At 31.8% G+C, this 26502-nt stretch carries 27 protein-coding genes; 12 read left to right on the top strand and 15 right to left on the bottom strand.

Annotated elements, in window-relative coordinates; all coding sequences use genetic code 11:
- Positions 1–163: 163 nt before the first annotated feature.
- Positions 164–2071 carry a molecular chaperone DnaK gene (gene dnaK / locus LCI24_RS11670; protein ID WP_274640531.1) on the bottom strand — a complete coding sequence of 636 codons (1908 nt, stop codon included), beginning with the start codon at positions 2069–2071 and terminating at the stop codon, positions 164–166.
- A 136-nt stretch (positions 2072–2207) separates the two neighbouring features.
- Positions 2208–2813: an NUDIX hydrolase gene (locus LCI24_RS11675; RefSeq protein ID WP_274640532.1), complete on the bottom strand. Its 606-nt coding sequence runs from the start codon at positions 2811–2813 to the stop codon at positions 2208–2210.
- A gap of 7 nt (positions 2814–2820) precedes the next feature.
- Here LCI24_RS11675 and pyrE point away from each other — a divergent pair, with 7 nt between their 5' ends.
- Together pyrE and LCI24_RS11685 are read left to right on the top strand one after the other, a co-directional pair.
- A complete protein-coding gene (gene pyrE, locus LCI24_RS11680; protein ID WP_274640533.1) occupies positions 2821–3471 on the top strand; it encodes an orotate phosphoribosyltransferase in 651 nt (216 codons plus the stop codon).
- Between the two features lie 10 nt (positions 3472–3481).
- Complete coding sequence (locus tag LCI24_RS11685; RefSeq protein WP_274640534.1) at positions 3482–3871, top strand: SRPBCC family protein; 390 nt, start codon at positions 3482–3484, stop codon at positions 3869–3871.
- Here LCI24_RS11685 and LCI24_RS11690 read toward each other — a convergent pair.
- Positions 3866–4603, bottom strand: a complete 738-nt coding sequence (locus tag LCI24_RS11690; RefSeq protein WP_274640535.1) for a biotin--[acetyl-CoA-carboxylase] ligase — start codon at positions 4601–4603, stop codon at positions 3866–3868. The two genes, LCI24_RS11685 and LCI24_RS11690, sit on opposite strands and share 6 nt — an antisense overlap.
- Positions 4604–4689: 86 nt before the next feature.
- Between LCI24_RS11690 and rsfS the strand changes: the two genes are divergently transcribed.
- The 6 genes from rsfS to LCI24_RS11720 are packed head-to-tail and all read left to right on the top strand — an operon-like array spanning position 4690 to position 9332.
- Positions 4690–5058: a ribosome silencing factor gene (gene rsfS, locus LCI24_RS11695; protein WP_047789323.1), complete on the top strand. Its 369-nt coding sequence runs from the start codon at positions 4690–4692 to the stop codon at positions 5056–5058.
- Between the two features lie 25 nt (positions 5059–5083).
- Positions 5084–7009, top strand: a complete 1926-nt coding sequence (gene ftsH, locus LCI24_RS11700; RefSeq protein WP_274640536.1) for an ATP-dependent zinc metalloprotease FtsH — start codon at positions 5084–5086, stop codon at positions 7007–7009.
- A 10-nt stretch (positions 7010–7019) separates the two neighbouring features.
- A complete protein-coding gene (locus LCI24_RS11705; protein ID WP_274640537.1) occupies positions 7020–7610 on the top strand; it encodes a hypothetical protein in 591 nt (196 codons plus the stop codon).
- 3 nt (positions 7611–7613) lie between these two features.
- A complete protein-coding gene (locus LCI24_RS11710) occupies positions 7614–8408 on the top strand; it encodes a phosphatidate cytidylyltransferase (RefSeq protein WP_274640538.1) in 795 nt (264 codons plus the stop codon).
- 28 nt (positions 8409–8436) lie between these two features.
- On the top strand, positions 8437–8694 hold the full coding sequence (locus LCI24_RS11715; protein WP_274640539.1) for an acyl-CoA-binding protein: 258 nt from the start codon (positions 8437–8439) through the stop codon (positions 8692–8694).
- 5 nt (positions 8695–8699) lie between these two features.
- Complete coding sequence (locus tag LCI24_RS11720) at positions 8700–9332, top strand: YceI family protein (RefSeq protein WP_274640540.1); 633 nt, start codon at positions 8700–8702, stop codon at positions 9330–9332.
- A gap of 56 nt (positions 9333–9388) precedes the next feature.
- Here the strand turns inward: LCI24_RS11720 and LCI24_RS11725 are convergent, their stop codons facing one another.
- On the bottom strand, positions 9389–10927 hold the full coding sequence (locus LCI24_RS11725) for a peptide MFS transporter (RefSeq protein WP_274640541.1): 1539 nt from the start codon (positions 10925–10927) through the stop codon (positions 9389–9391).
- 198 nt (positions 10928–11125) lie between these two features.
- On the opposite strand from LCI24_RS11725, the gene LCI24_RS11730 reads away from it, so the two are divergent.
- The 4 genes from LCI24_RS11730 to LCI24_RS11745 are packed head-to-tail and all read left to right on the top strand — an operon-like array spanning position 11126 to position 16266.
- On the top strand, positions 11126–11812 hold the full coding sequence (locus LCI24_RS11730) for a TetR/AcrR family transcriptional regulator (RefSeq protein ID WP_274640542.1): 687 nt from the start codon (positions 11126–11128) through the stop codon (positions 11810–11812).
- Complete coding sequence (locus LCI24_RS11735) at positions 11796–13466, top strand: peptidase domain-containing ABC transporter (protein ID WP_274640543.1); 1671 nt, start codon at positions 11796–11798, stop codon at positions 13464–13466. Before LCI24_RS11730 ends, LCI24_RS11735 begins: the two co-directional genes overlap by 17 nt.
- 6 nt (positions 13467–13472) lie before the next feature.
- Positions 13473–14834 (top strand): HlyD family secretion protein, encoded by a 1362-nt coding sequence (locus LCI24_RS11740; RefSeq protein WP_274640544.1) that lies wholly within the window; start codon positions 13473–13475, stop codon positions 14832–14834.
- A 34-nt stretch (positions 14835–14868) separates the two neighbouring features.
- On the top strand, positions 14869–16266 hold the full coding sequence (locus tag LCI24_RS11745; protein WP_274640545.1) for a TolC family protein: 1398 nt from the start codon (positions 14869–14871) through the stop codon (positions 16264–16266).
- Here the strand turns inward: LCI24_RS11745 and LCI24_RS11750 are convergent.
- The 11 genes from LCI24_RS11750 to kynU form a co-directional block, all read right to left on the bottom strand.
- On the bottom strand, positions 16261–17364 hold the full coding sequence (locus tag LCI24_RS11750) for a hypothetical protein (protein WP_274640546.1): 1104 nt from the start codon (positions 17362–17364) through the stop codon (positions 16261–16263). The two genes, LCI24_RS11745 and LCI24_RS11750, sit on opposite strands and share 6 nt — an antisense overlap.
- Complete coding sequence (locus tag LCI24_RS11755; protein WP_274640547.1) at positions 17365–18450, bottom strand: amidohydrolase family protein; 1086 nt, start codon at positions 18448–18450, stop codon at positions 17365–17367.
- A 20-nt stretch (positions 18451–18470) separates the two neighbouring features.
- Positions 18471–18998 carry a 3-hydroxyanthranilate 3,4-dioxygenase gene (locus LCI24_RS11760; protein WP_047789336.1) on the bottom strand — a complete coding sequence of 176 codons (528 nt, stop codon included), beginning with the start codon at positions 18996–18998 and terminating at the stop codon, positions 18471–18473.
- 114 nt (positions 18999–19112) lie between these two features.
- A complete protein-coding gene (locus LCI24_RS11765) occupies positions 19113–19889 on the bottom strand; it encodes an SDR family oxidoreductase (RefSeq protein ID WP_274640548.1) in 777 nt (258 codons plus the stop codon).
- A 1-nt stretch (position 19890) separates the two neighbouring features.
- Positions 19891–20109 carry a DUF6500 family protein gene (locus tag LCI24_RS11770; RefSeq protein WP_274640549.1) on the bottom strand — a complete coding sequence of 73 codons (219 nt, stop codon included), beginning with the start codon at positions 20107–20109 and terminating at the stop codon, positions 19891–19893.
- A complete protein-coding gene (locus tag LCI24_RS11775; protein WP_274640550.1) occupies positions 20102–21544 on the bottom strand; it encodes an aldehyde dehydrogenase in 1443 nt (480 codons plus the stop codon). Before LCI24_RS11775 ends, LCI24_RS11770 begins: the two co-directional genes overlap by 8 nt.
- Positions 21545–21596: 52 nt before the next feature.
- Positions 21597–22010: a RidA family protein gene (locus LCI24_RS11780; RefSeq protein ID WP_274640551.1), complete on the bottom strand. Its 414-nt coding sequence runs from the start codon at positions 22008–22010 to the stop codon at positions 21597–21599.
- Between the two features lie 94 nt (positions 22011–22104).
- The gene (locus LCI24_RS11785) at positions 22105–22629 is read right to left on the bottom strand and encodes a DUF1697 domain-containing protein (protein ID WP_274640552.1); all 525 of its coding nucleotides are present in this window, start codon (positions 22627–22629) and stop codon (positions 22105–22107) included.
- Complete coding sequence (locus LCI24_RS11790; RefSeq protein WP_274640553.1) at positions 22630–24024, bottom strand: FAD-dependent oxidoreductase; 1395 nt, start codon at positions 24022–24024, stop codon at positions 22630–22632. It abuts the gene before it with no gap.
- On the bottom strand, positions 24017–25216 hold the full coding sequence (locus LCI24_RS11795; protein ID WP_274640554.1) for a S41 family peptidase: 1200 nt from the start codon (positions 25214–25216) through the stop codon (positions 24017–24019). Before LCI24_RS11795 ends, LCI24_RS11790 begins: the two co-directional genes overlap by 8 nt.
- Complete coding sequence (gene kynU, locus LCI24_RS11800; RefSeq protein WP_274640555.1) at positions 25217–26476, bottom strand: kynureninase; 1260 nt, start codon at positions 26474–26476, stop codon at positions 25217–25219.
- Positions 26477–26502 lie beyond the last annotated feature (26 nt).

Genomic DNA, 26502 nt, shown 5'->3' on the forward strand with positions numbered 1-26502 from the left:
AAAAAACTGCTGAAGTGATTTTATCTTTTTCTAAAACACTTTTTTTTTTTTCTAAAACACCTAATATCTATTTAAAAGCAAAAAAGCCCGTCAAATGACGAGCTTTTTTACATCTATAGTCCTAATAAAACTTGTAATGCTTTTTAGGATAATACAATCAAATTTATTTTACTTCTTCGAAGTCTACATCTTCTACATTATCTCCTCCTTCAGCTGAAGTTCCTGCATCTGCGCCACCTTGTGCACCAGCTCCGTTAGCTTGTGCATCTTGTTGTGCTTTATACATTTCTTCAGAAGCTACTTTCCAAGCTTCATTAATCTTTTCCATTGCTGCATCAATTGCATCAAGATCTTTAGATTCGTGTGCTTTCTTTAACTCTTCTAAAGCAGCTTCGATTGGTTCTTTTTTATCAGCTGATAATTTATCTCCAAATTCTTTTAATTGCTTTTCTGTTTGGAAGATCATAGAGTCTGCTCCATTTACTTTTTCAGCAGTTTCTTTTGCTTTCTTATCAGCATCAGCATTTGCTTCTGCTTCTTGCTTCATCTTTTGAATTTCTTCATCAGATAACCCTGAAGAAGCTTCAATACGGATATCTTGTGATTTACCAGTTGCTTTATCTACTGCAGACACTTTGATGATTCCGTTTGCATCAATATCAAAAGTTACTTCAATTTGAGGAACTCCTCTTTGTGCTGGTGGGATATCAGTTAATTGGAAACGACCAATTGTTTTGTTATCTGCCGCCATTGCTCTTTCACCTTGTAATACGTGAATATCTACCGATGGTTGATTATCTACTGCTGTAGAGAACACTTGTGACTTTTTAGTTGGAATGGTTGTATTTGCTTCGATTAACTTTGTAAATACATTACCCATAGTTTCAATTCCTAATGATAAAGGTGTTACGTCTAATAATAATACGTCTTTTACATCACCTGTTAACACTCCTCCTTGAATTGCTGCTCCTAAAGATACAACCTCGTCTGGGTTTACACCTTTACTTGGCGCTTTTCCAAAGAACTTTTCAACCGCTTCTTGAATTGCAGGAATACGAGTTGAACCACCTACTAAAATTACTTCATCAATATCAGATGTTGATAAGTCAGCATTTTTTAATGCTGTTTGACATGGATTTATAGTTCTTTTTACTAAATCATCAATTAATTGCTCAAACTTAGCTCTACTTAACGTTCTTACCAAGTGTTTTGGTCCACTAGCTGTAGCTGTAATATATGGTAAGTTTATTTCTGTAGAAGTTGTACTAGATAATTCAATCTTAGCTTTTTCAGCAGCTTCTTTTAAACGTTGTAATGCCATAGGATCTTTACGTAAATCCATGTTTTCTTCAGCATTAAACTCATCTGCTAACCAGTTAATGATCTTTTCATCTACATCATCACCTCCTAAGTGCGTATCTCCATCAGTAGCTAATACTTCAAATACTCCGTCTCCTAATTCTAGGATAGAAACATCATGTGTACCTCCACCAAAGTCAAATACTACTATCTTCTTATCTTCACTTGCTTTATCTAATCCATAAGCTAATGCTGCTGCAGTAGGTTCGTTGATGATACGACGAACTTTTAATCCAGCAATCTCACCTGCTTCTTTTGTAGCCTGACGCTGTGCATCGTTAAAGTATGCAGGCACTGTAATTACAGCTTCAGAAACTCCCTGACCTAAATAGTCTTCAGCAGTTTTTTTCATTTTCTGTAATATCATTGCAGAAATTTCTTGAGGCGTATACATACGATCATCAATCTTTACTCTTGGTGTATCGTTGTCTCCTTTTACAACATCGTAAGGAACTCTATCTGCTTCTTTTTGAGACTCAGAATATTTATTTCCCATAAAACGTTTAATAGAATAAACTGTTTTAGTTGGGTTAGTTACTGCTTGACGTTTTGCAGGATCACCTACTTTACGCTCACCTCCTTCAACAAACGCTACAATAGAAGGAGTTGTTCTTTTTCCTTCAGCATTTGGAATTACTACCGGCTCATTTCCTTCCATCACAGACACACATGAGTTCGTAGTACCTAAATCTATACCTATAATTTTACTCATAATCTTTATTTATCTTTTTTAAAGTTTTAAATTCAATTTTACGAGTAGTATTAGTCAAAGTGTATGCCATTGATTTTTTGCTTGTATTTTGACAGGAAAAAGTATGAAACAAGTCTTTTTTTATGACAGAGTGTCATTAATCGACATTGTTTAAATAAGATTCGTACACCATTATTATATTAGCAAATGTATTCTGAAACGCTTTTTCTCTTTCTTTTTCACCTTTAAACTCAACTTTAGTTATACCTTCTTCTAATTGAGGTGTTAAATCTCCTTCATAACTAGAAAACATTAAATACCAATGTGTTTGTTTTAATCGATATTCATTTTGTTGCATGAATAAATGATAGGTAATAAGTAGCTTTTGGTTAATTATTAGTTTTTCTATACCACATTCTTCTTCAACTTCTCTTATGGCTGCTTCCTCTAAATTTTCTCCTTCTTCAACACGTCCTTTAGGTAAATCCCATTTATTTCCTCTGTAAATAAATAGTATTTTTTTGCTTTTATTTAGAACTAATCCTCCAGCTGCTGTAATTACTTTAAACTTAACTTTAAAATCTAACCAATCTTCTGATAAGTTATTAGAATAGATATAAACACCTTTTAACTTACCCACTTTTAACTTGTAAATAAGTTCTTCAATAATTGTATTTTTGTAGATATAAACTGGAAAACCTTCTTCATTTTTAAGTGAAGTTGTAAAGATTATTGGTTTATCATTAACAAAAACTTTATACATTTGCGCTATGGATTTTAACAAAGATACAGCAAAAAAAACTGCCGAGCTTCTTTTGCAAATTAAGGCTATAAAATTAAGTCCCAAAGAACCTTTCACATGGGCTTCTGGCTGGAAATCACCTATTTATTGTGATAACAGAATTACATTATCGTACCCTCCTGTTAGAAATTTTTTAAAACAAGAAATTGCTAAACTAGTAGAAGAAAAACATGGTAAACCTGATGTAATTGCAGGAGTTGCTACTGGTGCTATAGCAATTGGTATATTAGTTGCGCAAGAGCTAGGTGTGCCTTTTGTTTATGTTAGACCTGAACCTAAAAAACATGGTAGACAAAACCAAATTGAAGGCCACATAGAAAGTGGACAAAATGTTGTAGTAATTGAGGATTTAATTAGTACTGGTAAAAGTAGTTTAAATGCCGTGAAAGCATTGAAAGAAGCACATGCCAATGTAAAAGGAATGATTGCTATTTTTTCTTACGGTTTTAATATAGCTACAGAGAATTTTAAAAATGATAAAGTAGAACTTACTACTTTAAGTAATTATGAACATTTATTAGAGCAAGCTTTAGATAGTAAGTATATTACTAGTGAAGAACTTCGAACTTTAGAAGATTGGAGAATTGCTCCTAGTGAATGGAATAAAAACGATAAATAACAGCACAATAATGAATATAGAAGGAAATACAGTTACTGTAAAAAAATCATCTAAAGATTTATTTGAATTTCTAACCAAATTAGAAAATTTTGAACAACTAATGCCTGAAAACACTCAAAAATTTGAAGTTGATGGTGATAGTTTTATTTTTGGTTTAAAAGGTATGCCAGAAATTCGTTTAATAATGAAAGAAAAAACTGAGTATTCTAATGTTACTTTAGGTGCCGCAAGTAGCAAATTACCTTTTACATTAGCTGCTGACATTGCTGATATTAGTGATAATGAAAGCCAAGTTACTTTAAAGTTTAATGGTGAGTTTAATGCTATGATGGCAATGATGGTAAAAGCTCCATTAACGAAGTTTATTGGAACTCTAACTGAAAATTTAGAAAAGTTATAAAGTAGCAAACGAAACCTCTTTCAAGCCAAACTCTTGAATTGTTTCGTTTTCTAATTCTATTTGGAGGCTTCCACTTTTTGAAACTCCAATAATTTTACCCATAAATAAAATGTTCTGACTGTTTTTAAACATTGTTGGAACATTTTTTTTGTATAAAAACTTTAAGTAAGCTTCTTCTAATAATTCATATTCATTTTTTTCTAAAAGCCTAAAGTAACCTTCTAGCTTCTTTAAAAAACTTTTTAACAATATATCCAAGTCAAATTCTTTACCTAAGATATTTTTTACTGAAGAAGCATTCGGTAAGTTTTTAGAAAATGAATCTTGATTTACATTTATTCCAATTCCTATTACAGACGACACTATTTTACTACCTTTTAAGGTATTTTCAATTAATATGCCTCCAAGTTTTTTATTTCCTGACAGAATGTCGTTAGGCCATTTTATAGCCAAACTGGGTAAATCTAACTCTTTTAAAACTTCAAAAACACTTAATGAAACACTAAAGTTTAAATACTTATGTTTTTCAACATCTAAGTCTGTAAACCTAGAAAACACACTAAACGTAAGGTTTTTCCCCTCTTCAACAACCCATTCAGAATTCATTTGTCCTCTACCCTTAGTTTGGGTTTTAGCAACTACAACTGTAAAATCATCAGCTACCACTTTTGACACCATATTCTTCAAAAAGGTGTTGGTAGAGTCGATGGCATTAAGTTTGATTATTTTCATGTAGATTTAGCGTGTAAAACAAGTATCAATATTACATAAATTACTCGCAAAAAAATAATAACTTTGCTAAAACTTAATTTTTTTTAATGACAATAAAACAAACAAACACAGACGATCTTTTAGCTGTGATTATTAAAGGGATTGATGATGTAAAAGGAGAGGATATCCAATTACTAGATTTAAGGGAGATAGAAAACACTGTTTGTGATTATTTTGTAGTTTGTTCTGCTAACTCGAACACACAAGTTAATGCCATTTCGGGCTCTGTACAAAAAATAGTAAGTAAAGAACTAAAAGATAAACCTTGGCATATTGAAGGACAAGGAAACTCAGAATGGGTTCTTATGGATTACGTAAACGTTGTTGTACACATCTTTCAAAAACAAGTTCGTGAATTTTACGACATTGAAAGTCTTTGGGGTGATGCTAAAATTACAGAAATCAACCCAGCATAATTGCTAACATTTTATACACCTTTTTATGAGTGATAATAAAAAAAACGCGCCAAAATTTAGTTTCAGCTCATTTTGGCTATACATACCAATAATAGTTATCTTACTAGGGTTAAGCTTTTTTAACTCTGGAAACTTAGGTTCTCGTAATATTACAAAAAACGAGTTTACTAAAATTCTTCAAGCAAACGATATTAATGAAATCGTTGTAGAAAACAATAATGTTGCACAAATTTTCTTAAAGCCTGAAGCTTTAAAAAAAGAAGAACATAAAAAATTAGCAGATTCTCCTTTTTATAGAAAAGGGTCGCCTCTTTACACATATAACTTTGGTGATTTACAAAACTTTGAAAACGAAATCAACAAGGAAAAAGAAGAAAAGAACCTAGATTTTGACAAAGTAAATGTAGAAAGAACTAGTATGATGGATACTATTATTAGCTTCCTTCCTTTTATTTTATTAATTGTTATTTGGCTTTTCTTCATGAGAAGAATGTCTGGAGCTGCTGGAGGTGGTGGTGCTGGAGGTCAAATTTTTAACATTGGTAAATCCAAAGCTAAACTTTTTGACGAAAATACTAAGGTTAAAACTACCTTTAAAAATGTAGCTGGTTTAGAAGGTGCTAAAGAAGAAGTTCAAGAAATTGTTGACTTCTTAAAAAGTCCAGAAAAATATACCAAATTAGGTGGTAAAATTCCTAAAGGAGCTTTATTAGTAGGGCCTCCTGGTACAGGTAAAACTTTATTAGCAAAAGCTGTTGCTGGTGAAGCTGGTGTGCCTTTCTTCTCTTTATCTGGTTCAGATTTTGTTGAAATGTTTGTTGGAGTTGGTGCTTCTCGTGTACGTGACTTGTTTAAACAAGCGCAACAAAAATCTCCTTCTATCATTTTTATTGATGAAATTGACGCTATTGGACGTGCTAGAGGTAAAAATAGTATGACTGGTGGTAATGATGAACGTGAGAACACATTAAACCAATTATTAACAGAAATGGATGGTTTTGGTACTGATACTAATGTTATTGTATTAGCTGCAACCAACCGTGCTGATGTATTAGATAAAGCTTTAATGCGTGCTGGTCGTTTTGATCGTCAAATCTATGTTGACTTACCGGATTTGCATGAACGTAGAGAAATTTTTGAAGTTCATATTAAGCCTTTAAAATTAGCTGCTAATGCCGATTTAGAATTCTTAGCACAACAAACACCAGGTTTTTCTGGTGCAGATATTGCTAACTTATGTAACGAAGCTGCCTTAATCGCTGCCAGAAAAGGTAAAGATGCTATAGAACATCAAGATTTCTTAGATGCTGTTGATAGAATTGTAGGTGGATTAGAAAAGAAAAATAAAGTGATTACTCCTAAAGAAAAGAAAGTAATTGCTTTTCATGAAGCAGGTCACGCAACTGTTAGTTGGATGTTAGAGCATGCTGCTCCTTTAGTTAAAGTAACTATTGTTCCTCGTGGTCAATCCTTAGGAGCCGCTTGGTATCTTCCTGAGGAAAGAAAAATTGTTCAAACAGAACAAATGCTTGATGAAATGTGTGCTACTATGGGAGGTAGAGCTGCTGAGAAATTAATTTTCAATAAAATTTCAACTGGAGCGTTAAGTGATTTAGAAAAGGTTACTAAACAGGCTCGAGCTATGGTTACTGTTTATGGTTTAAATGACAAAGTAGGTAATGTTACGTATTACGATTCATCAGGTAATGATGCCTTTGTGAAACCTTATAGTGATGCCACTGCTAAAAAGATTGATGAAGAAATTTCTGAAATAATAGAAACTCAATACAAAAGAGCTATTGAAATACTTGACCAAAACAGAGATAAGTTAACAGAACTTGCTGACTTATTACTGGAAAAAGAAGTTATCTTTAAAGATGATTTAATAAAAATCTTTGGAGACAGACCTTTTGGAAAGGAAGAGAAACCTCAAATTACAACAGAAGAATAGTTTTATTTTAATGAATTTTTTCAAAAAATTATTTAAAACATATCAAGAATCATCTAAAGAAAAAAAAGTCAACGAACAAGAAGTTCATTTGTCTTTAGATGATTCTTTTGTTCATCATTTTATTAATAAAGGAGGAAAGTTTTTATACTGTACATCAATAAACGAGGTAAGTAAAAATTTAAAAAACATCTTACAAGAAAACAATTGGCGTAAAATTACTTGCACCGATTTTGATTTATTAAAGATTACCGAGAAAATTGATATTTCAGTACAAAACCACTCCTCAGAATCTGTACCTTTTTTTACCTCTTGTGAACATTTAATTGCCGATAAAGGAGAAATTTTATTTTCTTCTAATCAATTAGGCAGTCACAAACTAGCATCTCTCTCAAAACATTTTATTGTTTATGCTACTACTAGTCAGTTAGTAAAAAACACAGGAGAAGGATTAACAGGTATTAAAACACATTTTAGCGGCAACATACCAACCAATATTAGTTCTATTAAGAATTATACGTTTGAAATTGAAGATGATAATTTTTTGAGTTATGGTAATAATAACACAAAAGATTTATATTTGCTGCTCTTTGAAGACCTTTAAAATATGTCTAACCTTTTTGTAAGAAGTCTTTCTGCACTTGTTTATGCTATTCTATTTATTTCTGCTATTCTTTTTTCAGCAGAAACATATATAGGATTACTTGCTCTGTTTGCTACTGTTTGTATTTGGGAACTTTCTAAAATTATACAAACAAAAAACATTGTTCCATATATACTTTTAGCAAGTGTTGTTTATTTAACTTTTCAAAATACAGTATTTAAGTATACTGATTATTTATTTGGTACTACTATAATTGGATCTGTCATTTTACTTTATTTACTTTTAAGTTCTAAATCTATTAAAACAAATACTTTAGCTAAAAAACTATTTTTACAAGTTATATATTTAGTATTACCATTTTACTTCTTAATGAACCTTCCTTTCTTAAATGGTTCTTATCACCCCAACATAGTCATCTATATAATTTTTATTATTTGGACTAACGATAGCTTTGCTTTTTTAGTAGGTAAAAACTTTGGAAAACGTAAATTATTTGAGAAGGTATCTCCTAAAAAAACGATTGAAGGTTTTGTAGGCGGTTTATTATTTTCAATAATTGCAGGTTTTACTATTGGTCAATACTCTGGAATCTTTTCTATTTTAGATTGGATAATCATTGCTATTATAGTTGCTATTTTTGGTTCTTTAGGAGATTTAGTAGAGTCTAAACTTAAAAGACAAGCTAAAGTAAAAGATAGTGGTACAATTATGCCAGGTCATGGAGGCTTATTAGATAGGCTAGATAGCTTGTTTTTCCTTGCACCCTTCGTATATTTGTATATACATTACATAATGTAAACTATCTACATAAATAACTATCCACCCCATGGAAAATGATTTAGATTTAAAGTTTAAAGAAGCTTATAAAATAGCATCTGATCTAGAGGAAAAACTACCTCCTGATGTTATGCTACGCTTATATGCTTACTATAAACAAGCGGTAAAGGGAGATAGATTTACATTTAATGACAATAGTGATTTACGAAATGCCTTTAAATTTAATGCTTGGATGCAACTTAGAGGTATGAGTGAACGAGAAGCTAAAAAAGAATATATTAAATTAGTAAATTCAATCATAAAATAAATCTCATGAAAAAAATCGTTTATTCTTTAGTTATCTGTTTTACAGTTTTTCAAATGACATCTTGTAAATCAGAGGCAAAAAAAGAAACAGAAACTACAAAGGAAGAAGTTAAAGTAGAAAAGAAAGCTGCATTTGTTTTACAAGACGCTGACAACTTAATAAACTGGACAGCTTATAAAACTACCGAAAAGGTACCTGTAAGTGGACAGTTCCAAAAAGTAAATATTACTGCTGGTGGTGAAGCTGAGACAGCTAAAGAAGCTATCAACAATGCCGAATTTTCTATTCCTGTAAGTAGTATTTTTACAAAAGATACTAGTAGAGACTTTAAAATTAAAAAGTTTTTCTTCGGAGTTATGAACAACACTGAATTACTTTCTGGTAAATTAGTTTTAGAAAATGATTCTATTGGTCACGCTAATTTAACTATGAATGGTGTTACTAAAAAACTTCCTTTTAAATACACTTTAAACGGAAAAGAGTTTAGCTTAAATGCAACTATGAAAATTACCGATTGGCAAGCTGAAAACGCTTTAGATTCTTTAAATACTGCTTGTAAAGATTTACACAAAGGAGCTGATGGAGTTTCAAAAACTTGGGATGAAGTAGCTTTAAACATTACATCTGTCTTTAAATAAAAACAGATTAAAATATATTTTAAAGCCTCAGAATAATTTCTGAGGCTTTTTTATTTTTAATGTACTTCAAACATCCATTTTCTTACTGGTTTGTAAAAAGCAATTACTAACAAACCTATGATTGCTGAAATAACTCCTAGATTAGCATATACAGAAACATACGAATATAATTGATGAAAAATCTCAGACTGCTCCATAACTGTTTTCGATGATAAACCAGTAAACAATTCTGTTACCTTTCCAAAAAAGCCTTTAGAAAACACTCCTAAACTACCATTGACAACTGTAGTCAATTTAGCTATTTTTCCTGCAAAAAAATGACCATAAAAGTTTGCTGAAAACCATACTCCCATAATAAAAGCAATATATTTTACAGGTGATAACTCTGTCATTTTAGACAAACCTATGGGAGACAAAAACAACTCTCCAGTAGTTAGTATAAAATATCCTAAAATTAAATATACCATTGGGGTTTTAGCTAAATCGTCAACTTGATAACCTGACAATCCAAAAGTTATAAAACCTACCCCCAAAAACAACAAGCCTAATCCAAATTTTACAACAGAATTTGGATTTCTATGTATTCTATGTAAATAACCCCAAAGTATAGAAAAAGGGATTGCCATTAGAATTATAAAAGTTGAATTGATGCTATTGGTTTGAGCTGCATTTAATCCTATTAGGTTTACATTTCTATCAGCAAACAAAGTCAATGAACTACCTGCCTGTTCAAAAATTGCTGCAAACAAAGTATATAAAACAGTAAAAAAAATGGCTACAGAAAGTTTTTTACGCTCTTTCGAAGTCACATTTCGTAAAATCTTGATTAAAAACAATATCAGAAATAACGAAACAATCCAAACCAAATAATGCTCAAACTCATGGTAATAAACTATTAATGCAAATACTGGTACGGACAAAATTGCTCCAATTGTTACTAAATTTCCTTTTTTTATTCCAAATTGTTTTTCTTCAAATAATTCTTGATTTGGAACTAAACCTTTATTTTCAAAAACATTTCTTTTAAGACCTCCTTTAAAAACAACCAATCCTAACAACATACCAATTCCTGCCAAAATAAATCCGTAGTGCCAACCATATAATTCTGCCAACCACGCACATAATAGTGGAGCAACTGCTCCTCCTATATTTATCCCCATATAAAAAATAGTAAATCCAGCATCTCTCCTACTATCTCCTTCAGTATATAACTTACCCACAAATGAAGATATATTTGGTTTGAAAAAACCGTTTCCAACAATAATTAAGGATAATGATCCATAAAAAAATACTGGGTGTTCAAAAGTTAAAAAGAAATGTCCTAGTGCCATTAACACCCCTCCTAAAACAATTGCTTTTCTAAATCCTAAAATTTTGTCAGCTAGCATTCCTCCAATCATTGGAGTTACATATACTAACGACATATATGCAGCGTACACTCCGAATGACATTTCATCAGAAAATAATAAATGTTTGGTCATGTATAATACCAACAATGCCCGCATTCCATAAAAAGAAAAACGCTCCCATAATTCAGCAAAAAATAAATACAGCAACCCTCTTGGATGTCCTAAAACATCTGTTCTTGAATTCATATGTTTAATAATTTTTAAGTTTTTACGAATATATTTTTCAACTTAAAAAAACAGAAGACATGTAGTTAATTGTAGTAAAAAATAAGCTTTTGTGAGTTTTTGTAACCGATTTAAAGGCTAAAAATTAACATCTTATTAATATCTTTAAACGCTTTTGTGATAGTTTTACTATTATATTTGCACTATTAATTTTTATTTATGAAAAATTTACTATCAAATTTAAAAATAGAAATCCCTTCAGGAATATATATAAAAGACCCTGAGACCTCTGATTTGGGTAAAAGAATAATAGAGAATAGCATTATACTCATTGAAGAAATTGGTTTTGAAAGTTTCAACTTCAAGAAACTTGGTAAAGTAATAGGCTCAAACGAAAGCTCTATATATCGTTACTTTGAAAGTAAACATAAACTCTTAGTTTACTTAACTTCTTGGTATTGGGGGTGGATTCAATATTTATTAGTAATAGAAACTTACAGTATTAGTAACCCAAAAGATAAATTAATTAAAGCGATTGAGGTTCTGGCTAGAAAAGCTGAGAAAGACAATAACTTTTCACATATTAATGAGGCCTTACTTAACTTAATAGTAATTAACGAAAACTCAAAATCGTACTCTACTAAAGAAGTAGATACTGAAAATAAAGAAGGATTTTTTAAATTGTACAAAGAAGTAGTAAAACGTTTTGCTGAAATAATTAGTAATTATAACAATTCTTACAAACATCCATTAACACTTGCAAGCACTATAATTGAAGGAATTTTACATCAGCAATTTGTAAAATCACATTTTAAGTCACTAACCAATTGTGATGAAAGCACAACTACTACCTCCTTTTTTATTGAACTAACTTTAAACGTACTTTCTAATGAAAGAGAAAAATAAACTAACTCCATGGCAACGATTTCTAGGATTAATAAACCTAGAGAAAAAAGACACGCTACAAATAGCATATTATGCCATTTTTGAAGGTATTGTTGCTTTATCATTACCCTTAGGTGTACAAGCCATTATAAACTTATTACAAGCAGCACAGGTTTCTGCTTCTTGGATTGTTTTAGTTATACTGGTAACTGCTGGTGTTGCCTTTAGTGGAATTTTAAAACTAATGCAGTTTAGGATTATTGAAACTATTCAGCAGAGAATTTTTACCAGAGCATCAATAGAGCTTAGTTATCGTTTTCCTAAAATTAAGATGATTGAACTAAGAAACTATTATCCTCCTGAACTTGCCAATCGTTTTTTTGATACACTAACCATTCAAAAAGGTATTTCAAAAATATTAATTGATGCACCTTCTGCCCTATTGCAAATTGTTTTTGCCTTATTACTTCTTTCGTTTTATCATCCGTTTTTTATCATTTTCGGATTGTTAGTTTTACTATTAATCTATGTTGTTTTTAAGTATACAGCAGAAAAAGGATTAGAAACGAGCTTAAAAGAATCAAAAAACAAATATAAAGTAGCACATTGGCTACAAGAAATAGCAAGAACTATTATAAGTTTTAAACTATCAGGGAAAACAAAATTAGCTCTAGAAAAAAGTGATATTCTTGTAGATGATTACTTAAAATCAAGAGAGAGTCACTTTAAAGTACTCGTTATGCAGTATATTCAAATGATTAGTTTTAAAGTAATTATTACCGCTGGCTTATTACTTATAGGTGGTTTTTTAGTACTGACACAACAAATGAATATTGGTCAATTTGTAGCTGCTGAAATCATTATCATCCTAATTATGAATTCTGTGGAAAAATTAATTTTAGGACTTGAATCTTTTTACGATGTACTTACATCTATAGAAAAATTAGGAGAAGTTATTGATAAACCAATAGAACCGCAAGAAGGTAGTAGTGTTAACAGAGACAAACCTTTTAAAATTGAACTTCAAGACGTTTCCTATGTTGTTAACAACCGACCAAAACCAGTAATTAACAATGTTTCATTTGAAATAAACCCTAACGATAGGGTTTTAATCCAAGGAAGTAGTAACTCTGGAAAATCTAGTTTAATACAATTAATTTCTGGTTTAATTGAACCAACATATGGAGATATTTTTGTAAATGATTTATCATTAAAAGGTATTTTTACCAATAATTATAGAGCTAACTTGGGGTTGTCTCTTTCTGAAGAAACTCCTTTTGAAGGGACTATTAGAGAAAATATAACCTTTGGAGATTCATCTATCACTGACGAGGAAATATACAGTATTTTTAAAATTACAGGACTAACAGAGTTTCTAAAGCAACAACCTAAAGGTTTAGACACTTATTTAAAACCTGAAGGGAAACTCATTGCTTATACAGTAGCTAAAAAAATTATTCTTTCTAGAGCAATCATTAAAAAACCAAAACTTCTCATTTTGGAAGATCCGCTTGATTTGTTTGAAAAAGATGAAGCTGAAAAGATAATTGATTTCATTACTGATGTTTCTCAACCATGGAGTTTAATTATTGTAAGCCGTAATGAACACTGGAAAAAGAAGTGCAACAAACAAATTACCCTTGAAAAAGGTAGTATAACTAACTTTAAATCCTAGGTAATCATGTTAAATATATCAAAAAACACCGTTTCAGATCAAATAGATATCACAAAATTCAAATCTGGAAAAGACATTTTTACAAAAGAGTACCACAAATTATTTAAAAGATTTTTACTAGTCTTTTCTGTTATCTTGGTTGTTATCTTATTTTTACCTTGGACTCAAAATGTATCCAGTGAAGGACATGTTACTACGTTAAAACCTAATCAACGTCCACAAACACTACAATCTCAAATACCTGGACGTATAGAAGAATGGTTTGTACAAGAGGGAGATTTTGTAAAGAAAGGAGATACTATTTTAAGAATTTCAGAAATAAAAAGTGGCTATTTTGATACTAAACTTACTGAAAGAACTGGTAAACAGTTAAACTCTAAAACACTATCTGCCAAAGCATATAACAATAAAATTAGCGCTCTACAAAATCAGATTATTGCTATTAAAAAAGAGCGAAAACTTAAATTAGAGCAAGCAAAAAACAAATTAAAGCAAGCTTATTTAAAGACTAAAAGTGATAGTATTGATTTTGAAGCTATTAAAATAAAACAAAAAATAGCTCAAACTCAGTTTGATAGAACTGTTACCTTAGAAAAAGAAGGCTTAAAAGCTGTAAAAGATGTTGAAGAAAAAAGAGCGAAACTTCAAGAGTTATCAGCTAAATTAATTTCTCAAGAAAATAAATTCTTTACTTCTAAAAATAATATTATCAATGCACAATTAGCTATTAGTAGTACACAAGCTTCTTATGCTGATAAATTGTCTAAAACAGAAAGTAGCTTGTATAGCGCGCAATCTGGTGCTTATGAAGCAGAAGTTCAAGTTTCAAAACTAGAAACTAGCTTAGCTAATTACAGCAAACGAAGTTCATTATTATTCATTACAGCTCCACAAGACGGGTACATTAACAAAGCTATAAAATCTGGTATTGGTGAAACTTTTAAAGAAGGTGAACAATTAGTAAATATTATGCCTGCTGACTACGATTTGGCTGTTGAAATGTATATACAACCCATAGATTTACCGCTGATACACATTGGTGAAGAAGTTCGCGTTCAGTTTGATGGTTGGCCTGCTATGGTATTTAGCGGTTGGCCTAATGTATCGTATGGAACTTACGGTGCCAAAATTGTAGCTATCGAAAATTTTATTAGTAGCAATGGGAAGTACCGTGTTTTAATTGTTCCAAATAACGAGCAAGAGCCTTGGCCAAAAGCTATTAGAGTAGGTTCTGGCGCAAAAACTATTGCCTTATTGGAAAATGTACCTATATGGTTTGAGTTATGGAGACAGATTAACAGCTTCCCTCCTAACTTTTACCAACCAAAAAATAAAGAGAGTGGTAAAGGCTCAAAAAAAGAAGCCTAAGAATCACCCAATAAAACAATAAAAAGACAAATAGATGAAAAGGTTAACTATCCTTTTTTTGTTACTAAGCTTTATAGCTACAGCACAAAATAATTTAAGCACTCAACTTAGTTTAGAGGAATATTTAGGCTATGTAAAAAAATATCATCCAATTATAAAACAAGCTGAGCTTATTACAAGTACCAATGAGGCTAAATTATTAAAAGCTAGAGGTACTTTTGATCCTAAAATAGAAGTAGACTACGACAGAAAAGAGTTTAAAGGCAAGGATTATTACAAAAAATTAAATTCAACCTTTAAAATTCCAACTTGGTATGGAATAGAGTTAAAAGGTAGTTATGAAAATAATTCTGGCCAGTATTTAAACCCGGAACATAACACTCCTGAAAATGGTTTGTATAACGTTGGAATATCTGTTTCTTTAGCTAAAAACTTATTTATTAACAAAAGGATGGCTACTTTAAAACAAGCTAAACTCTATAATCAACAAGGTGAATTAGAACAACAGCTATTGATTAATGATATTTTATTTGAAGCTATTAACACATACTTAAACTGGTTGCAGTATTATCAGAGTTATAACGTATACAGAGACTATTACGCTAACGCAGATATTAGATTAAAAAACGTAAAGAAAAGTTTCAAAGCTGGTGATAAACCAGCTATAGATACTTTAGAGGCTAATATTAATTTAAAAAACAGAAAGTTAGATCTAGAAAAAGCGAATATTAAATACATTAAATCTAAGTTAGAACTTTCTAATTATTTATGGATTGGTAACAACATTCCTATGGAAATAAAAGAAGAAATAATTCCTGACGTTACTACTTTTTCTAATATTGATGCTATTCTAAACACTTCTATAACTACATTATTTGATAATGAATTTGAAAATCATCCTAAGTTAAAGTTACTCGAGTTAAAGAAAAGAAATCTAGAAATAAATAAACAACTAAAAGTAAACAACTTATTACCTAAGGTAGATTTTCAGTATAATTTACTCTCTTCAAAAGTGAATAATTTTGATGCTTTTAGTACTGCGAACTACAAGAATTCTCTTCAAGTTAGCATACCTCTATTCTTACGTAAATCTAGAGGAGACTTAAAGCTTGCTAAGCTAAAGCTACAAGATATTGACTTTGAAATTGCATCAACTAAAGTTTCTTTACAAAACAAAATAACTGCTACCGAGCAAGAAATTACATCATATAAAAAACAAAATAATATTTTAAAAAACCTTGTAAGCGACTACAATACAATTGTAAAAAGTGAAGAGCGTAAGTTTTCTTTGGGAGAAAGTTCTATTTTCTTAATTAATTACAGAGAAGTGAAATTAATTGAAAGTAAATTGAAAGAAATTAAAAATCAATACGAGTTTGCTAAAACCAAAGGAAAACTTATAAAGCTATTAGGTAAATTAAATAGCTTATAATTGTTGTTTATATTCCTCTAACAAAGCTTTATCAATAACTATATGCTCAGGAAGGATTCGCAAACGATACTTACTCTCACCTATAAATGTGATTAAATCTTTGCGCTCTAATTTTTCTTCTTCAAGGTTCAAAATTGAATTTATATTATCTATAATTCTAGTAACGTATGTTTGACTTTTAATGTCACCTCCTGAATTTACTATAATTGCTTGTTTGTCTGCTTCTAAATATTTTCTCCTGAAAGCAAATGTTAACAGGTTCTTGTATTGTGTTGTTTTAGATCCAAAATCTATTTTAGCATTTACAATTCCTTTAGATGGAATGGTTAATTTTATCAGCGACCAATCTAAAAACTGAATTTTCATTTCATTAGGTTTTGGCGTATGCGCTAATTGTATTACCCAACTTGTCGCTAATACTAAAAACACTGATACTAATGATGTTTTGGCTATAACCCTAATTAATTGGTTTGTAAACTCATTATCAAAGCCAATTAAAACATCAGATAACTGAGAAATAAATAACAATACAATTGCTATAACCGATATAAAAGCGACCAACTTTAAGTCTCTATACATAAAAGTTCTATAAAAAGAAACTCCCATTAAAAAACACAAAAAAGTCGTTAGTAAAACATCTGGAAGCGCCGCTATTTTTACTCCATAATAAAATTCATTTCCAAATAAAGAAGAGAATAATAACGTTATAGAAGCTACAACAACAATTATTAATGCTATAACTTTTACATTCTTTTCATTCCTATAGATAAACTTAGGAGCATCGTGTACATAATACAATGCCATCAACCAGAATAAGTTATTTACAGTTGATAGAATATTCACCCCTACTTGATGAGTTGTTGTTTTTTCAAAAGTGAAATAATTCGCTAGTAGTGCCCAAATACCTGAAATTACCCAAACTAGCATTCCAAAGCTGAAATACAACAAACCTTTATCAACTCTTTTTATTGAATTACCTTCTTCTAGAACTTCTTTAAACCGCTTTCTTATATTATAGTAAATTGCTAGTAATAACACAGCTCCGATAAATGAAATACACGTATGTAGTAAGTTATGAAACTGTGTTACTTCAGCCATTTATTGTAAGATTTTAGAAACTAAATCCTTTTTTGCTTTTTTATCATCTCCAAACAACCATTGTAATACATTATCTTCCCACATTTCATCTTTTTCTTGCTCGTTAATAATGTTTCTATCAATAGCTAAATCTAAAATTTTTCCCGGATATGATGATTGAATTTCACTCTCCATTTCACCCAATGGATACGGATCGTCCAATCCTATTAATACTTGCTTTGCTCCTTGATTTTTAATCAATAAATCTAACGAACCAGTATCATGAACCAATGTATCAAAGAATATATTTTTATGCCCCACAGCTTTACGAGGATGTTGTTTTCCTTCAAATAAATCAGGTCTTCCGTCAAATCCTTGAATACGACGCCCTAAATTCATTTGAGCTAATTGACCTCCGTGAGCAAAACACACACGCATATTAGGGTATTTCTCGTAATATCCGTTTAACGTTAAAAAGTGATAGGCATCTGCACATTGCGCCAACATCCATATTAAGTGAAAACGCCAACTTGTATTTTGTAGTTTTATGAATTTTTCTCCATCATACGGATGAATTTCAACCGCTAAATTGTATTTATCAGCTAATTCAAAAATAGGCTCATTTTCCTCATCAAAAATACAACGCCAAGTACCTATGGTATCCATGTAATGTGTAGGCAAACATAGCAAGCGCATTCCTAATACCTCAACACAACGCTCTATTTCCCATAAAGCACCTCGAACAAACCCAGGATGTACTACAAAACCTGTTGTGAATTTCGACGGATTTTCATGCTGCACACGTGCATTAAAATCGTTTTGAAAACGTAACGCTTGCTTCATTTCTTCCAAGCGTAAACCATTCCCATATAATTGAGACAAGTTCAACACCACCGCATGATCGATTTTAAAATGCTCCATCCATGCTAACTTTTCATCTAAAAAGAAACTTGAATCTGTTACTGGTCGACTCCAATCTTTTTGTAGCATGAATTTCCTATCCTTATCTACCCAAAAAATCCCTTTGTCTTTCATAAACTGCGGAATTTGTTCTGGATAAGGCAATAAATGCGAATGTCCGTTTATTCTTAATTTGCGTTTTTTCATTTTGGTTTCTATTGCAAAATTTATGCTTTGTTTGGTGCTTCCATCACAGTACCACATTTATCACAGGTACATTTTTCTTTATCAGAATAATACTTATCGAAAATTATTGGCATATCTGTCTCAATATTATCTAAAGCAAATTCTTCTCGATATAATTGATGTCCGCAATTTTCGCAATACCACTCTAAAGCATCCATCATACCTTCATCACGTGGATATTCAATAACCAAACCTACCGTATTTGCTTTACGTTGTGGCGAGTGTGGTACTTTTCCTGGTAATAAATAAATATCGCCTTCGTTAATTTCAACATCAATCATTTCACCTTTATCATCAATAATTTTTAGCACCATATCTCCTTCTAATTGATAGAAAAACTCTGGTGTTTCATTGTAATGATAATCTTTACGATTGTTAGGACCTCCAACAACCATTACGATATACTCTCCGTTATCCCATACTTGTTTATTTCCTACTGGTGGTTTTAGTAAATGACGGTTTTCATCAATCCACTTTTTGAAATTCAAAGGTTGTACTAACTTGCTCATTTTATTTAGATTTTGTCATTGCCAAACAAATTTCAAATTTGCTGTGGCAATACGTTATTTTATTCTTGAAATTATTTTGTCATACTTCTTCATAATGACAAAAGCTCTATAAATTTACAAAGATTTTGTTCTACCTCCGTCAACAGGAACGTTAATTCCGTTGATAAAACTTGCTCTTTCACTTGCTAAAAACACAATCGCATTGGCTACCTCTTCAGGTTTAGCAAAACGTTTTGCTGGTGATGCATTTTTCATCATTTCTGCAACCTCTTCTATCGATTTACCAGTTTTAGCAGCTTTATTATTGATAATTTCTGTCAAACGCTCTGTAGCTGTAGCTCCTGGTAATACATTATTCACCGTAATTCCGAATTGTCCTAACTCATTCGCCAATGTTTTACTCCAATTAGCCACAGCTCCACGAATAGTATTTGAAACTCCTAACCCATCTAATGGTTGTTTTACCGATGTAGAAATTACATTGATAATTCTACCATAATTTTGTTCTTTCATAAAAGGAACTACCGCTTGCACCAACACATGGTTACATTTTAAATGCATCGTAAAAGCTCGTTCAAATTCTTCTAACTTGGCATTTAATGCAGGACCTCCTGCTGGACCTCCTGTATTATTTACTAAAATATGGAACTGTAAATCTGTTGTTTCTAACTTTTCTTTTAAGTCTGTTGGATTGGTAAAATCTACTACCAAGTATCCATGATTTTGGTTATTGTTTGGTAATTCTGCCAATACAGCTTTTAGCTTTTCTTCACTACGAGCTACCAAAGTAACATTTACTCCTTCTTGAGCTAATTGTATTGCTGCTGCTTTTCCTATTCCTTGTGTACTACCACATACCAAGGCGTTTTTATGTTGTATCTCTAAATTCATTTTATTCGTTATTCTGAATCATTTGTTTAATCTTAACTGCTTTCTCAAAATGGTCTAACTGATGTGTTTGAATCCACCAAGTAGCCACTTCCATTAGTACTTTCGGATTGTCATTTTTATTTTTGAAAAATGCATAAAACGAAAGCCCTACACTCTCTCCTTTCTTAGCAATCTTCTCTTCACAAACAGCAATTATTTTTTCCTTTATTTCCTTATTCATATTTTATACATACATTCTTCGGTTCTGTAAAAAAGCGTAAAGCTTCAAAACCTCCTTCACGTCCTACTCCACTCGCTTTTTGACCTCCAAAAGGAGTTCTTAAGTCACGCAATAACCATGTATTTACCCAAACAATTCCTGTATGCAACTCTTTAGATATTCGCATAGTTCTGGTTAAATTATTGGTCCATAATGTTGATGACAATCCATATACCACATCATTTGCTAACTGCAAGGCTTCATCTTCTGTTTTAAAAGACATAATAGTAACTACAGGACCAAAAATCTCTTCTTGATTTAATCTACATTGGTTACTAGAAACCTCTATAACAGTAGGCTCTAAATAGTATCCATTCTCACTATCTTCTACCGTTACCGTGTTTCCTCCATATAAAATTTCTCCTCCTTCTTCCTCTGCAATATCTATATACGATTTTACCTTTTCTAAATGTGGTTTTGATACTAAAGCTCCTATGTTCGTATCTGCATCAAATGGATTTCCTATTTTTAGCTGTGATACTTTTTGAACAAAGTCTTTTTTGAATTGTTCATAAATACTTTCCTCAACAAGAATTCTACTTCCACACAAACAAATCTGACCTTGATTAGCAAACGATGAACGTACAGTAGTTTCTAGCATTTTATCATAATCACAATCAGCGAAAATGATATTCGGATTTTTACCTCCTAACTCCAACGATAGTTTCTTAAACATCGGTGCAGCTGTACGTGCAATGTGTGCTCCTGTAGCGGTACCTCCTGTAAATGAAATTGCTTTGATATCCGGATGCTCAATAATCACTTGACCTGTGGTAGTTCCTAATCCGTGAACAATATTCAATACACCTTTAGGCAAACCTGCTTCATTACAAATTTCTCCTAATAAATACGCTGTCATTGGGGTAACTTCACTAGGTTTTGCTACCACACAATTCCCTGCTGCTATTGCCGGAGCAATTTTCCAAGTAAACAAATACAATGGTAAATTCCATGGAGAAATACACGCTACTACACCAATAGGTTGACGCAGAGTAAAGTTCATTGCTCCTAAACCAACACTCTCGTGAGCTTCTGAGGAAAACTGTGTAATTGCATCTGCAAAGTATTGAAAATTTGACGATGCTCTTGGAATATCTATCGCGGTAGCCAAACTTAATGGTTTTCCATTATCTTTTGCCTCAGCTTCTGCCAATTCAGGCAATCTTTGCTGAATTAACTGTGCTATTCTGGAAAGAATGTCTCTACGTTCATTTAACGTAGTATTCGACCAAGCTGGAAATGCTGCCTTCGCTGCTTTATACGCTAATGCTACATCTTCTTTAGTAGAATTAGGAATTTGTCCATACACTTCTCCAATAGACGGATTGTAATTATCTATATAATTATTTGCTACTGGCGCTACCAATTCTCCGTTTATGTAGTTTTTAATGTTCATTTCATTCACAGATTAAAGAAAAAAGACTTCTTTCGTCTTGATTCTCGGTTCTTTATCCTTGTTTCTTATACGCCACCACTTTAATCTCAATCAATAAATGAGGATGTGGTAATTGATGTACAGCAACTGTTGTTCTGGTTGGTCCGTTATAGTCAAAGTATTCAGCATATACCTGATTATAGCCTCCGAAATCATTCATATTTACCAAAAACGAGGTTACATCTACAATATCAGATAAGTCTGCTCCTACTTCGTTTAAAATATCTCGGATGTTTTCAATTACCGCTCGGGTTTGTTTCTTAATATCTAAGTTGGTGGTTCCAAATTCATCTACCTCAACACCTTCAAAAGAATTATCAGGTCTTCGAGAACTTGTTCCCGACACATAAATAAAATCTCCTACTTGTTTTACATGCGGAAACTTCCCTCTTGGTATTGCTTTTCCTTTGATTACTTTACTATCCATAATATTGTTTTTAAACGTCATTGCGAAACTTTTAAAAGTAGAAGCAATCCTTATCATAAGATTACTTCGTCGTTTCTCTCCTCGTAATGACGATTTATGATTTCGTTGCTAATTCTAATAGTTTTATCGTTGTCTTTAAATTTCGAGTCGTAGCGGTTACTTTCAATTTCTTCTCAATAACATTGTTTGTCAGTTTAGTTCTTCCAAAACTAGACGGACAATACAAATACACTACATCATCGGCCACCAAATACTCATCTTCATTAATTCCACTAACTTCAATCACAGTTTCGTTAGGTATTCTGTCTAAGAAAGCAAAAGCCACTATCTTTTCATTTTCTTGTGAAAACGGATAATTATCTAATGCTTTTCTCCATTCTTCTGGAGTTCTAACTAACACAGGTACATCATATCCAAACTCTGTCGCTATCGCTTCTTTAATTTTATGACAAACGGTTTCTTTTGTCTCTTCTGAATCTAAAATAACATTACCACTTTGAATATAGGTTTGTACATTTTGAAATCCTAACTCATTCAAAATATCGCGTAACTCCGCCATCGGTAGTTTATTTTTTCCCGAGACATTGATTCCTCTTAATATGACTATATACCTTTTCACTTACAACCCTGCGATTTTATCTTCTTCTAAAATTTCGTTGGTTTCTTCTTGCACCTTTCTTAACACCTCATTTAAATCAGTGATGGTATCTAAATCATGATGTGCAACCATATTTAACAAGGCTTTATCTTGCGCACGTCCTTTTTTCATCGCTTCTGCATAAGGAATCTCTTCATTAAAAGTTACCATAGAGTATTTTGAAAAATATTCTGTTGGGAACGTCTTTTCTAAATCCATTTCTAACTTTCTTTTTTGCTTAAATAACGGATTTGCTACATGATCGCGCATTTCGTAAAAATTATCAATCGCCAAATCGGCGATGGCATCAGTATCTTCTTTACGTGCTTTTTCGTATGCTTTAAAAGTAGCTTCCCAATCTCCTTCGTGTGTATCTAAAATTGTATCAAATACAGTTACATCTTCAAAAGAAGCATTCATTCCTTGTCCATAAAACGGAACAATTGCATGTGCTGCATCACCCATTAACAAGGTTTTATTTTGATAATGCCATGGTGAACATTTTACAGTTCCTAAAGCTCCTGTTGGATTGTTTAAAAACTCGTCTTTAATACTCGGTATTAACGCCAACGCATCTGAAAATTCTTTTTCAAAGAATTCGGTTATATTTTCTTCAGTAGTTAAGTTATTGAAATTGTATTCTCCTTCATCATAACTTAAAAACAAGGTTACGGTAAAACTTCCATCCAAGTTAGGTAAAGCGATTAACATATACTCTCCTCGAGGCCAAATATGTAAATGATCTTTACTTATTTGATGGTTTCCTAATTTATCCGCAGGAATTTCTAATTCTTTATATCCGTGCGTAAGGAAGTTTTGTGAATAGCTAAACAAGAATTTTCTTTCTAAATAGTAGCTTTTTCTCAATGCAGATCCCGCTCCATCAGTTCCAAAAATCACATCTCCATCTACCGAAAACTCTTCTTTGGTATTATAATCCTTAAAGTGCGCTACTGTATTTTCAATATCTACCGAAGTACACTCTGTATTAAAATAAATATTTACATTTTCGTGCTTCTCTGCTTCCGTTAATAGAATCCCGTTTAAATCACCTCTTGAAATAGAGTTGATATACTCTCCTTCTCTTCCTGAATAATTAGACGCAAAAGTATTTTCTTCTCTATCGTGCATTAAGCGCCCATACATTGGAATACAAATTTCACGTGCTTTTTCTTCCACACCACATAAACGCAAAGCTTTAAAACCGCGATCAGATAATGCTAAGTTAATGGAACGTCCTGCTGAAATATCAGTAACTCGTAAATCTGGACGACTTTCATACATTGCTACTTTATATCCTCTTTGGGCTAAACGAAGTGCCAATAAACTTCCGCATAAACCAGCACCTATAATTACTATGTTGTCTTTTTTACTCATTTATTATTTGAATCGCTTTTTTATATGTTTCTTCACTTGTTTTAGTGTGAATTTCAGGAATAAATTGTTCTCTTGGTGTACCGTTTACATGATACAGTTTTTCTACAGAAAAACATAAATTAATCTTGGTATTAGGTAATGTTTCACATTGAATAGCTCCTAATAATTTTGCCATCTCTGTTCCTACTACTTTTGCTGACTTTATGTTATCAAAACCTTGAGCAATCGCTTCACCTACGCTTCCTGTCCATCTTCCTACTAACACAAAAACTGGTTTTTCATATGGATTTTCTAAAGGAGTTAACAATTCTATCCAGCTTCTTTTTATCCCAAACTCTCTTTCTAAACCAACTCTTTCATGCATTTGGTATGGAATTGTTTTGGTGATAAACTTTCCCATAATACTTTTAGCTACCTCTGTATTACCTCCACTTGGCGTACTTCTTAAATCAACAATAATTGCTTTTGTATCTTTAAACTCATCTACTTTTTTGGGAAAAGCTTTAATTACATCATTATTTCCTAAAGAATTATTAAGCTTAATATAACCAATATTTCCTTCTATAATTTTTGAACTTAAAATCCCTACTCCCTTTTCTGAAGCAGTAGGTTTATTAAAGCTATATTCCTTTTTTTCTCCATTTTCAAGTACCAGAATCACTCTTTCTTCATTATGTTTTCCTGCAAACCACAGGTTTGCAAAAAACTCTTTTACATCATCCTTTGGATTTTTAAACGATTTTGGCAATACTTTCTCTACTAAATCTTCAATTTTATGATTGTTAACACGAAGTAGTTCAGCTCCAACTTTTAATCCTGTTTCTTCAATTTCGAAACCAGGTCTGATGTCTACTATATAATATTTACCATCTTTTATTTTTATCCAAGCATCAGTAGATGTAGGTATCAACTTAAAAGATGATTTTAAATTTCGATTAATGCCTGTATGAGGGTCGTATAGTTCATACGTTATGTTTTCTACAAGTCTTATAAACTGTGAATCATCAGAAACCTTTTCTACTTCTTTTTGATAAATCTCTTTTACCTCTGCCCAATTTGTTTGTTTTTGATCAAAGTAAGCATAGTAACTATCAAACATATCCCATAAATAATCAAAATCTTTTTGATATTTAGTTTGAGCTACACTGTTAAAGCTAAATACTACTAAAAAAGCTATAAGTAGATTTTTCATTTACAATAATTCTTTTAATTTCTCAACCATTCTAAACACATCTTCAAAACTATTATACATAGGCACCGGTGCACAACGAATTACATCCGGTTCTCTCCAATCGGTAATAATATTATTCTCGGTTAGTTTTTTATGTAAACTTTTATCAGCATTCTTTACTTGAATAGATAATTGACAACCTCTTTCTTTTGGATTTGAAGGCGTGATAATTTTAATGCTGGCCGTATCAATTTGATTGATTAAATACTCGAAATACCCAGTTAGTTTTTCCGATTTGGCTCTCAGCGCTTCCATCCCTACTTCTTCAAACATGTCTAATGAAGCTCTAATTGCTGCCATGGATAAAATTGGCGGATTTGACAACTGCCATCCTTCTGCTCCTGGCATTACATCAAATGGCTGACGCATATTAAAACGAGTTTCCTTGTTATGATTCCACCATCCGGCAAAACGTGGTAAATCTTTGTTGTGTGTATGTTTTTCATGTACGAACAATCCAGCTAAACTTCCAGGTCCTGAATTCAAATATTTATAGGTACACCAAGCTGCAAAATCTACCCCGCTATCGTGCAATTCTGGAGATATATTTCCTGCTCCATGTGCCAAATCAATTCCAACCATACAATTTTTCGCATGTCCTATTTCAGCAATTCGCTTGATATCTAAATATTGGCCTGTGTAGTAATTCACTCCACCAATCAATAACAAAGCGATTTCATCTCCTTGTTCATCAACTATTTTTTCTAAATCCTCAATACGTAATAACTCTTCTCCTTCACGAGGCTTCCATTCTATCAAACCATCTTCAGTATCAAATCCATGGAATTTTAATTGCGATTGTACTGCATATCTATCCGAAGGAAAAGCATCACTTTCTATAACAATTTTATATTTTGTTTTAGTTGGTTGATAAAACGATACCATTAGCAAATGCAAATTGGTTGTTAAGGTATTCATCACAACAACCTCTAGTGGTTTTGCTCCTACTATTTTTGCCATAGAATTCGTTAAAAATTCGTGATATGGCATCCATGGGTTTCGTGCTTCAAAATGTCCTTCTACTCCATATTTTGCCCAATCGTCTAATTCTTGTTGAATGTATTGTTGCGTTTGTTTAGGTTGTAATCCAAGGGAATTTCCTGTAAAATACAACCAGTCATTTCCATCTTTGTCTTTTGGAATATGAAATTGCGCTCTTAAATGAGCTAATTTATCTTCTTTATCTAACTGCTGTGCGTAATCAAGTGTTGGTTTATACATACTTATTTATATTTCTAAAAACCATT

Source organism: Tenacibaculum larymnensis (assembly GCF_028829235.1).
Lineage (GTDB): Bacteria > Bacteroidota > Bacteroidia > Flavobacteriales > Flavobacteriaceae > Polaribacter > Polaribacter larymnensis.

Excerpts from the sequence above, each read along its gene's own strand:
- dnaK (WP_274640531.1), bottom strand. The coding sequence starts at position 2,071 with ATGAGTAAAATTATAGGTATAGATTTAGGTACTACGAACTCATGTGTG.
- LCI24_RS11675 (WP_274640532.1), bottom strand. The coding sequence starts at position 2,813 with ATGTATAAAGTTTTTGTTAATGATAAACCAATAATCTTTACAACTTCA.
- pyrE (WP_274640533.1), top strand. The coding sequence starts at position 2,821 with ATGGATTTTAACAAAGATACAGCAAAAAAAACTGCCGAGCTTCTTTTG.
- LCI24_RS11685 (WP_274640534.1), top strand. The coding sequence starts at position 3,482 with ATGAATATAGAAGGAAATACAGTTACTGTAAAAAAATCATCTAAAGAT.
- LCI24_RS11690 (WP_274640535.1), bottom strand. The coding sequence starts at position 4,603 with ATGAAAATAATCAAACTTAATGCCATCGACTCTACCAACACCTTTTTG.
- rsfS (WP_047789323.1), top strand. The coding sequence starts at position 4,690 with ATGACAATAAAACAAACAAACACAGACGATCTTTTAGCTGTGATTATT.
- ftsH (WP_274640536.1), top strand. The coding sequence starts at position 5,084 with ATGAGTGATAATAAAAAAAACGCGCCAAAATTTAGTTTCAGCTCATTT.
- LCI24_RS11705 (WP_274640537.1), top strand. The coding sequence starts at position 7,020 with ATGAATTTTTTCAAAAAATTATTTAAAACATATCAAGAATCATCTAAA.
- LCI24_RS11710 (WP_274640538.1), top strand. The coding sequence starts at position 7,614 with ATGTCTAACCTTTTTGTAAGAAGTCTTTCTGCACTTGTTTATGCTATT.
- LCI24_RS11715 (WP_274640539.1), top strand. The coding sequence starts at position 8,437 with ATGGAAAATGATTTAGATTTAAAGTTTAAAGAAGCTTATAAAATAGCA.
- LCI24_RS11720 (WP_274640540.1), top strand. The coding sequence starts at position 8,700 with ATGAAAAAAATCGTTTATTCTTTAGTTATCTGTTTTACAGTTTTTCAA.
- LCI24_RS11725 (WP_274640541.1), bottom strand. The coding sequence starts at position 10,927 with ATGAATTCAAGAACAGATGTTTTAGGACATCCAAGAGGGTTGCTGTAT.
- LCI24_RS11730 (WP_274640542.1), top strand. The coding sequence starts at position 11,126 with ATGAAAAATTTACTATCAAATTTAAAAATAGAAATCCCTTCAGGAATA.
- LCI24_RS11735 (WP_274640543.1), top strand. The coding sequence starts at position 11,796 with ATGAAAGAGAAAAATAAACTAACTCCATGGCAACGATTTCTAGGATTA.
- LCI24_RS11740 (WP_274640544.1), top strand. The coding sequence starts at position 13,473 with ATGTTAAATATATCAAAAAACACCGTTTCAGATCAAATAGATATCACA.
- LCI24_RS11745 (WP_274640545.1), top strand. The coding sequence starts at position 14,869 with ATGAAAAGGTTAACTATCCTTTTTTTGTTACTAAGCTTTATAGCTACA.
- LCI24_RS11750 (WP_274640546.1), bottom strand. The coding sequence starts at position 17,364 with ATGGCTGAAGTAACACAGTTTCATAACTTACTACATACGTGTATTTCA.
- LCI24_RS11755 (WP_274640547.1), bottom strand. The coding sequence starts at position 18,450 with ATGAAAAAACGCAAATTAAGAATAAACGGACATTCGCATTTATTGCCT.
- LCI24_RS11760 (WP_047789336.1), bottom strand. The coding sequence starts at position 18,998 with ATGAGCAAGTTAGTACAACCTTTGAATTTCAAAAAGTGGATTGATGAA.
- LCI24_RS11765 (WP_274640548.1), bottom strand. The coding sequence starts at position 19,889 with ATGAATTTAGAGATACAACATAAAAACGCCTTGGTATGTGGTAGTACA.
- LCI24_RS11770 (WP_274640549.1), bottom strand. The coding sequence starts at position 20,109 with ATGAATAAGGAAATAAAGGAAAAAATAATTGCTGTTTGTGAAGAGAAG.
- LCI24_RS11775 (WP_274640550.1), bottom strand. The coding sequence starts at position 21,544 with ATGAACATTAAAAACTACATAAACGGAGAATTGGTAGCGCCAGTAGCA.
- LCI24_RS11780 (WP_274640551.1), bottom strand. The coding sequence starts at position 22,010 with ATGGATAGTAAAGTAATCAAAGGAAAAGCAATACCAAGAGGGAAGTTT.
- LCI24_RS11790 (WP_274640553.1), bottom strand. The coding sequence starts at position 24,024 with ATGAGTAAAAAAGACAACATAGTAATTATAGGTGCTGGTTTATGCGGA.
- LCI24_RS11795 (WP_274640554.1), bottom strand. The coding sequence starts at position 25,216 with ATGAAAAATCTACTTATAGCTTTTTTAGTAGTATTTAGCTTTAACAGT.
- kynU (WP_274640555.1), bottom strand. The coding sequence starts at position 26,476 with ATGTATAAACCAACACTTGATTACGCACAGCAGTTAGATAAAGAAGAT.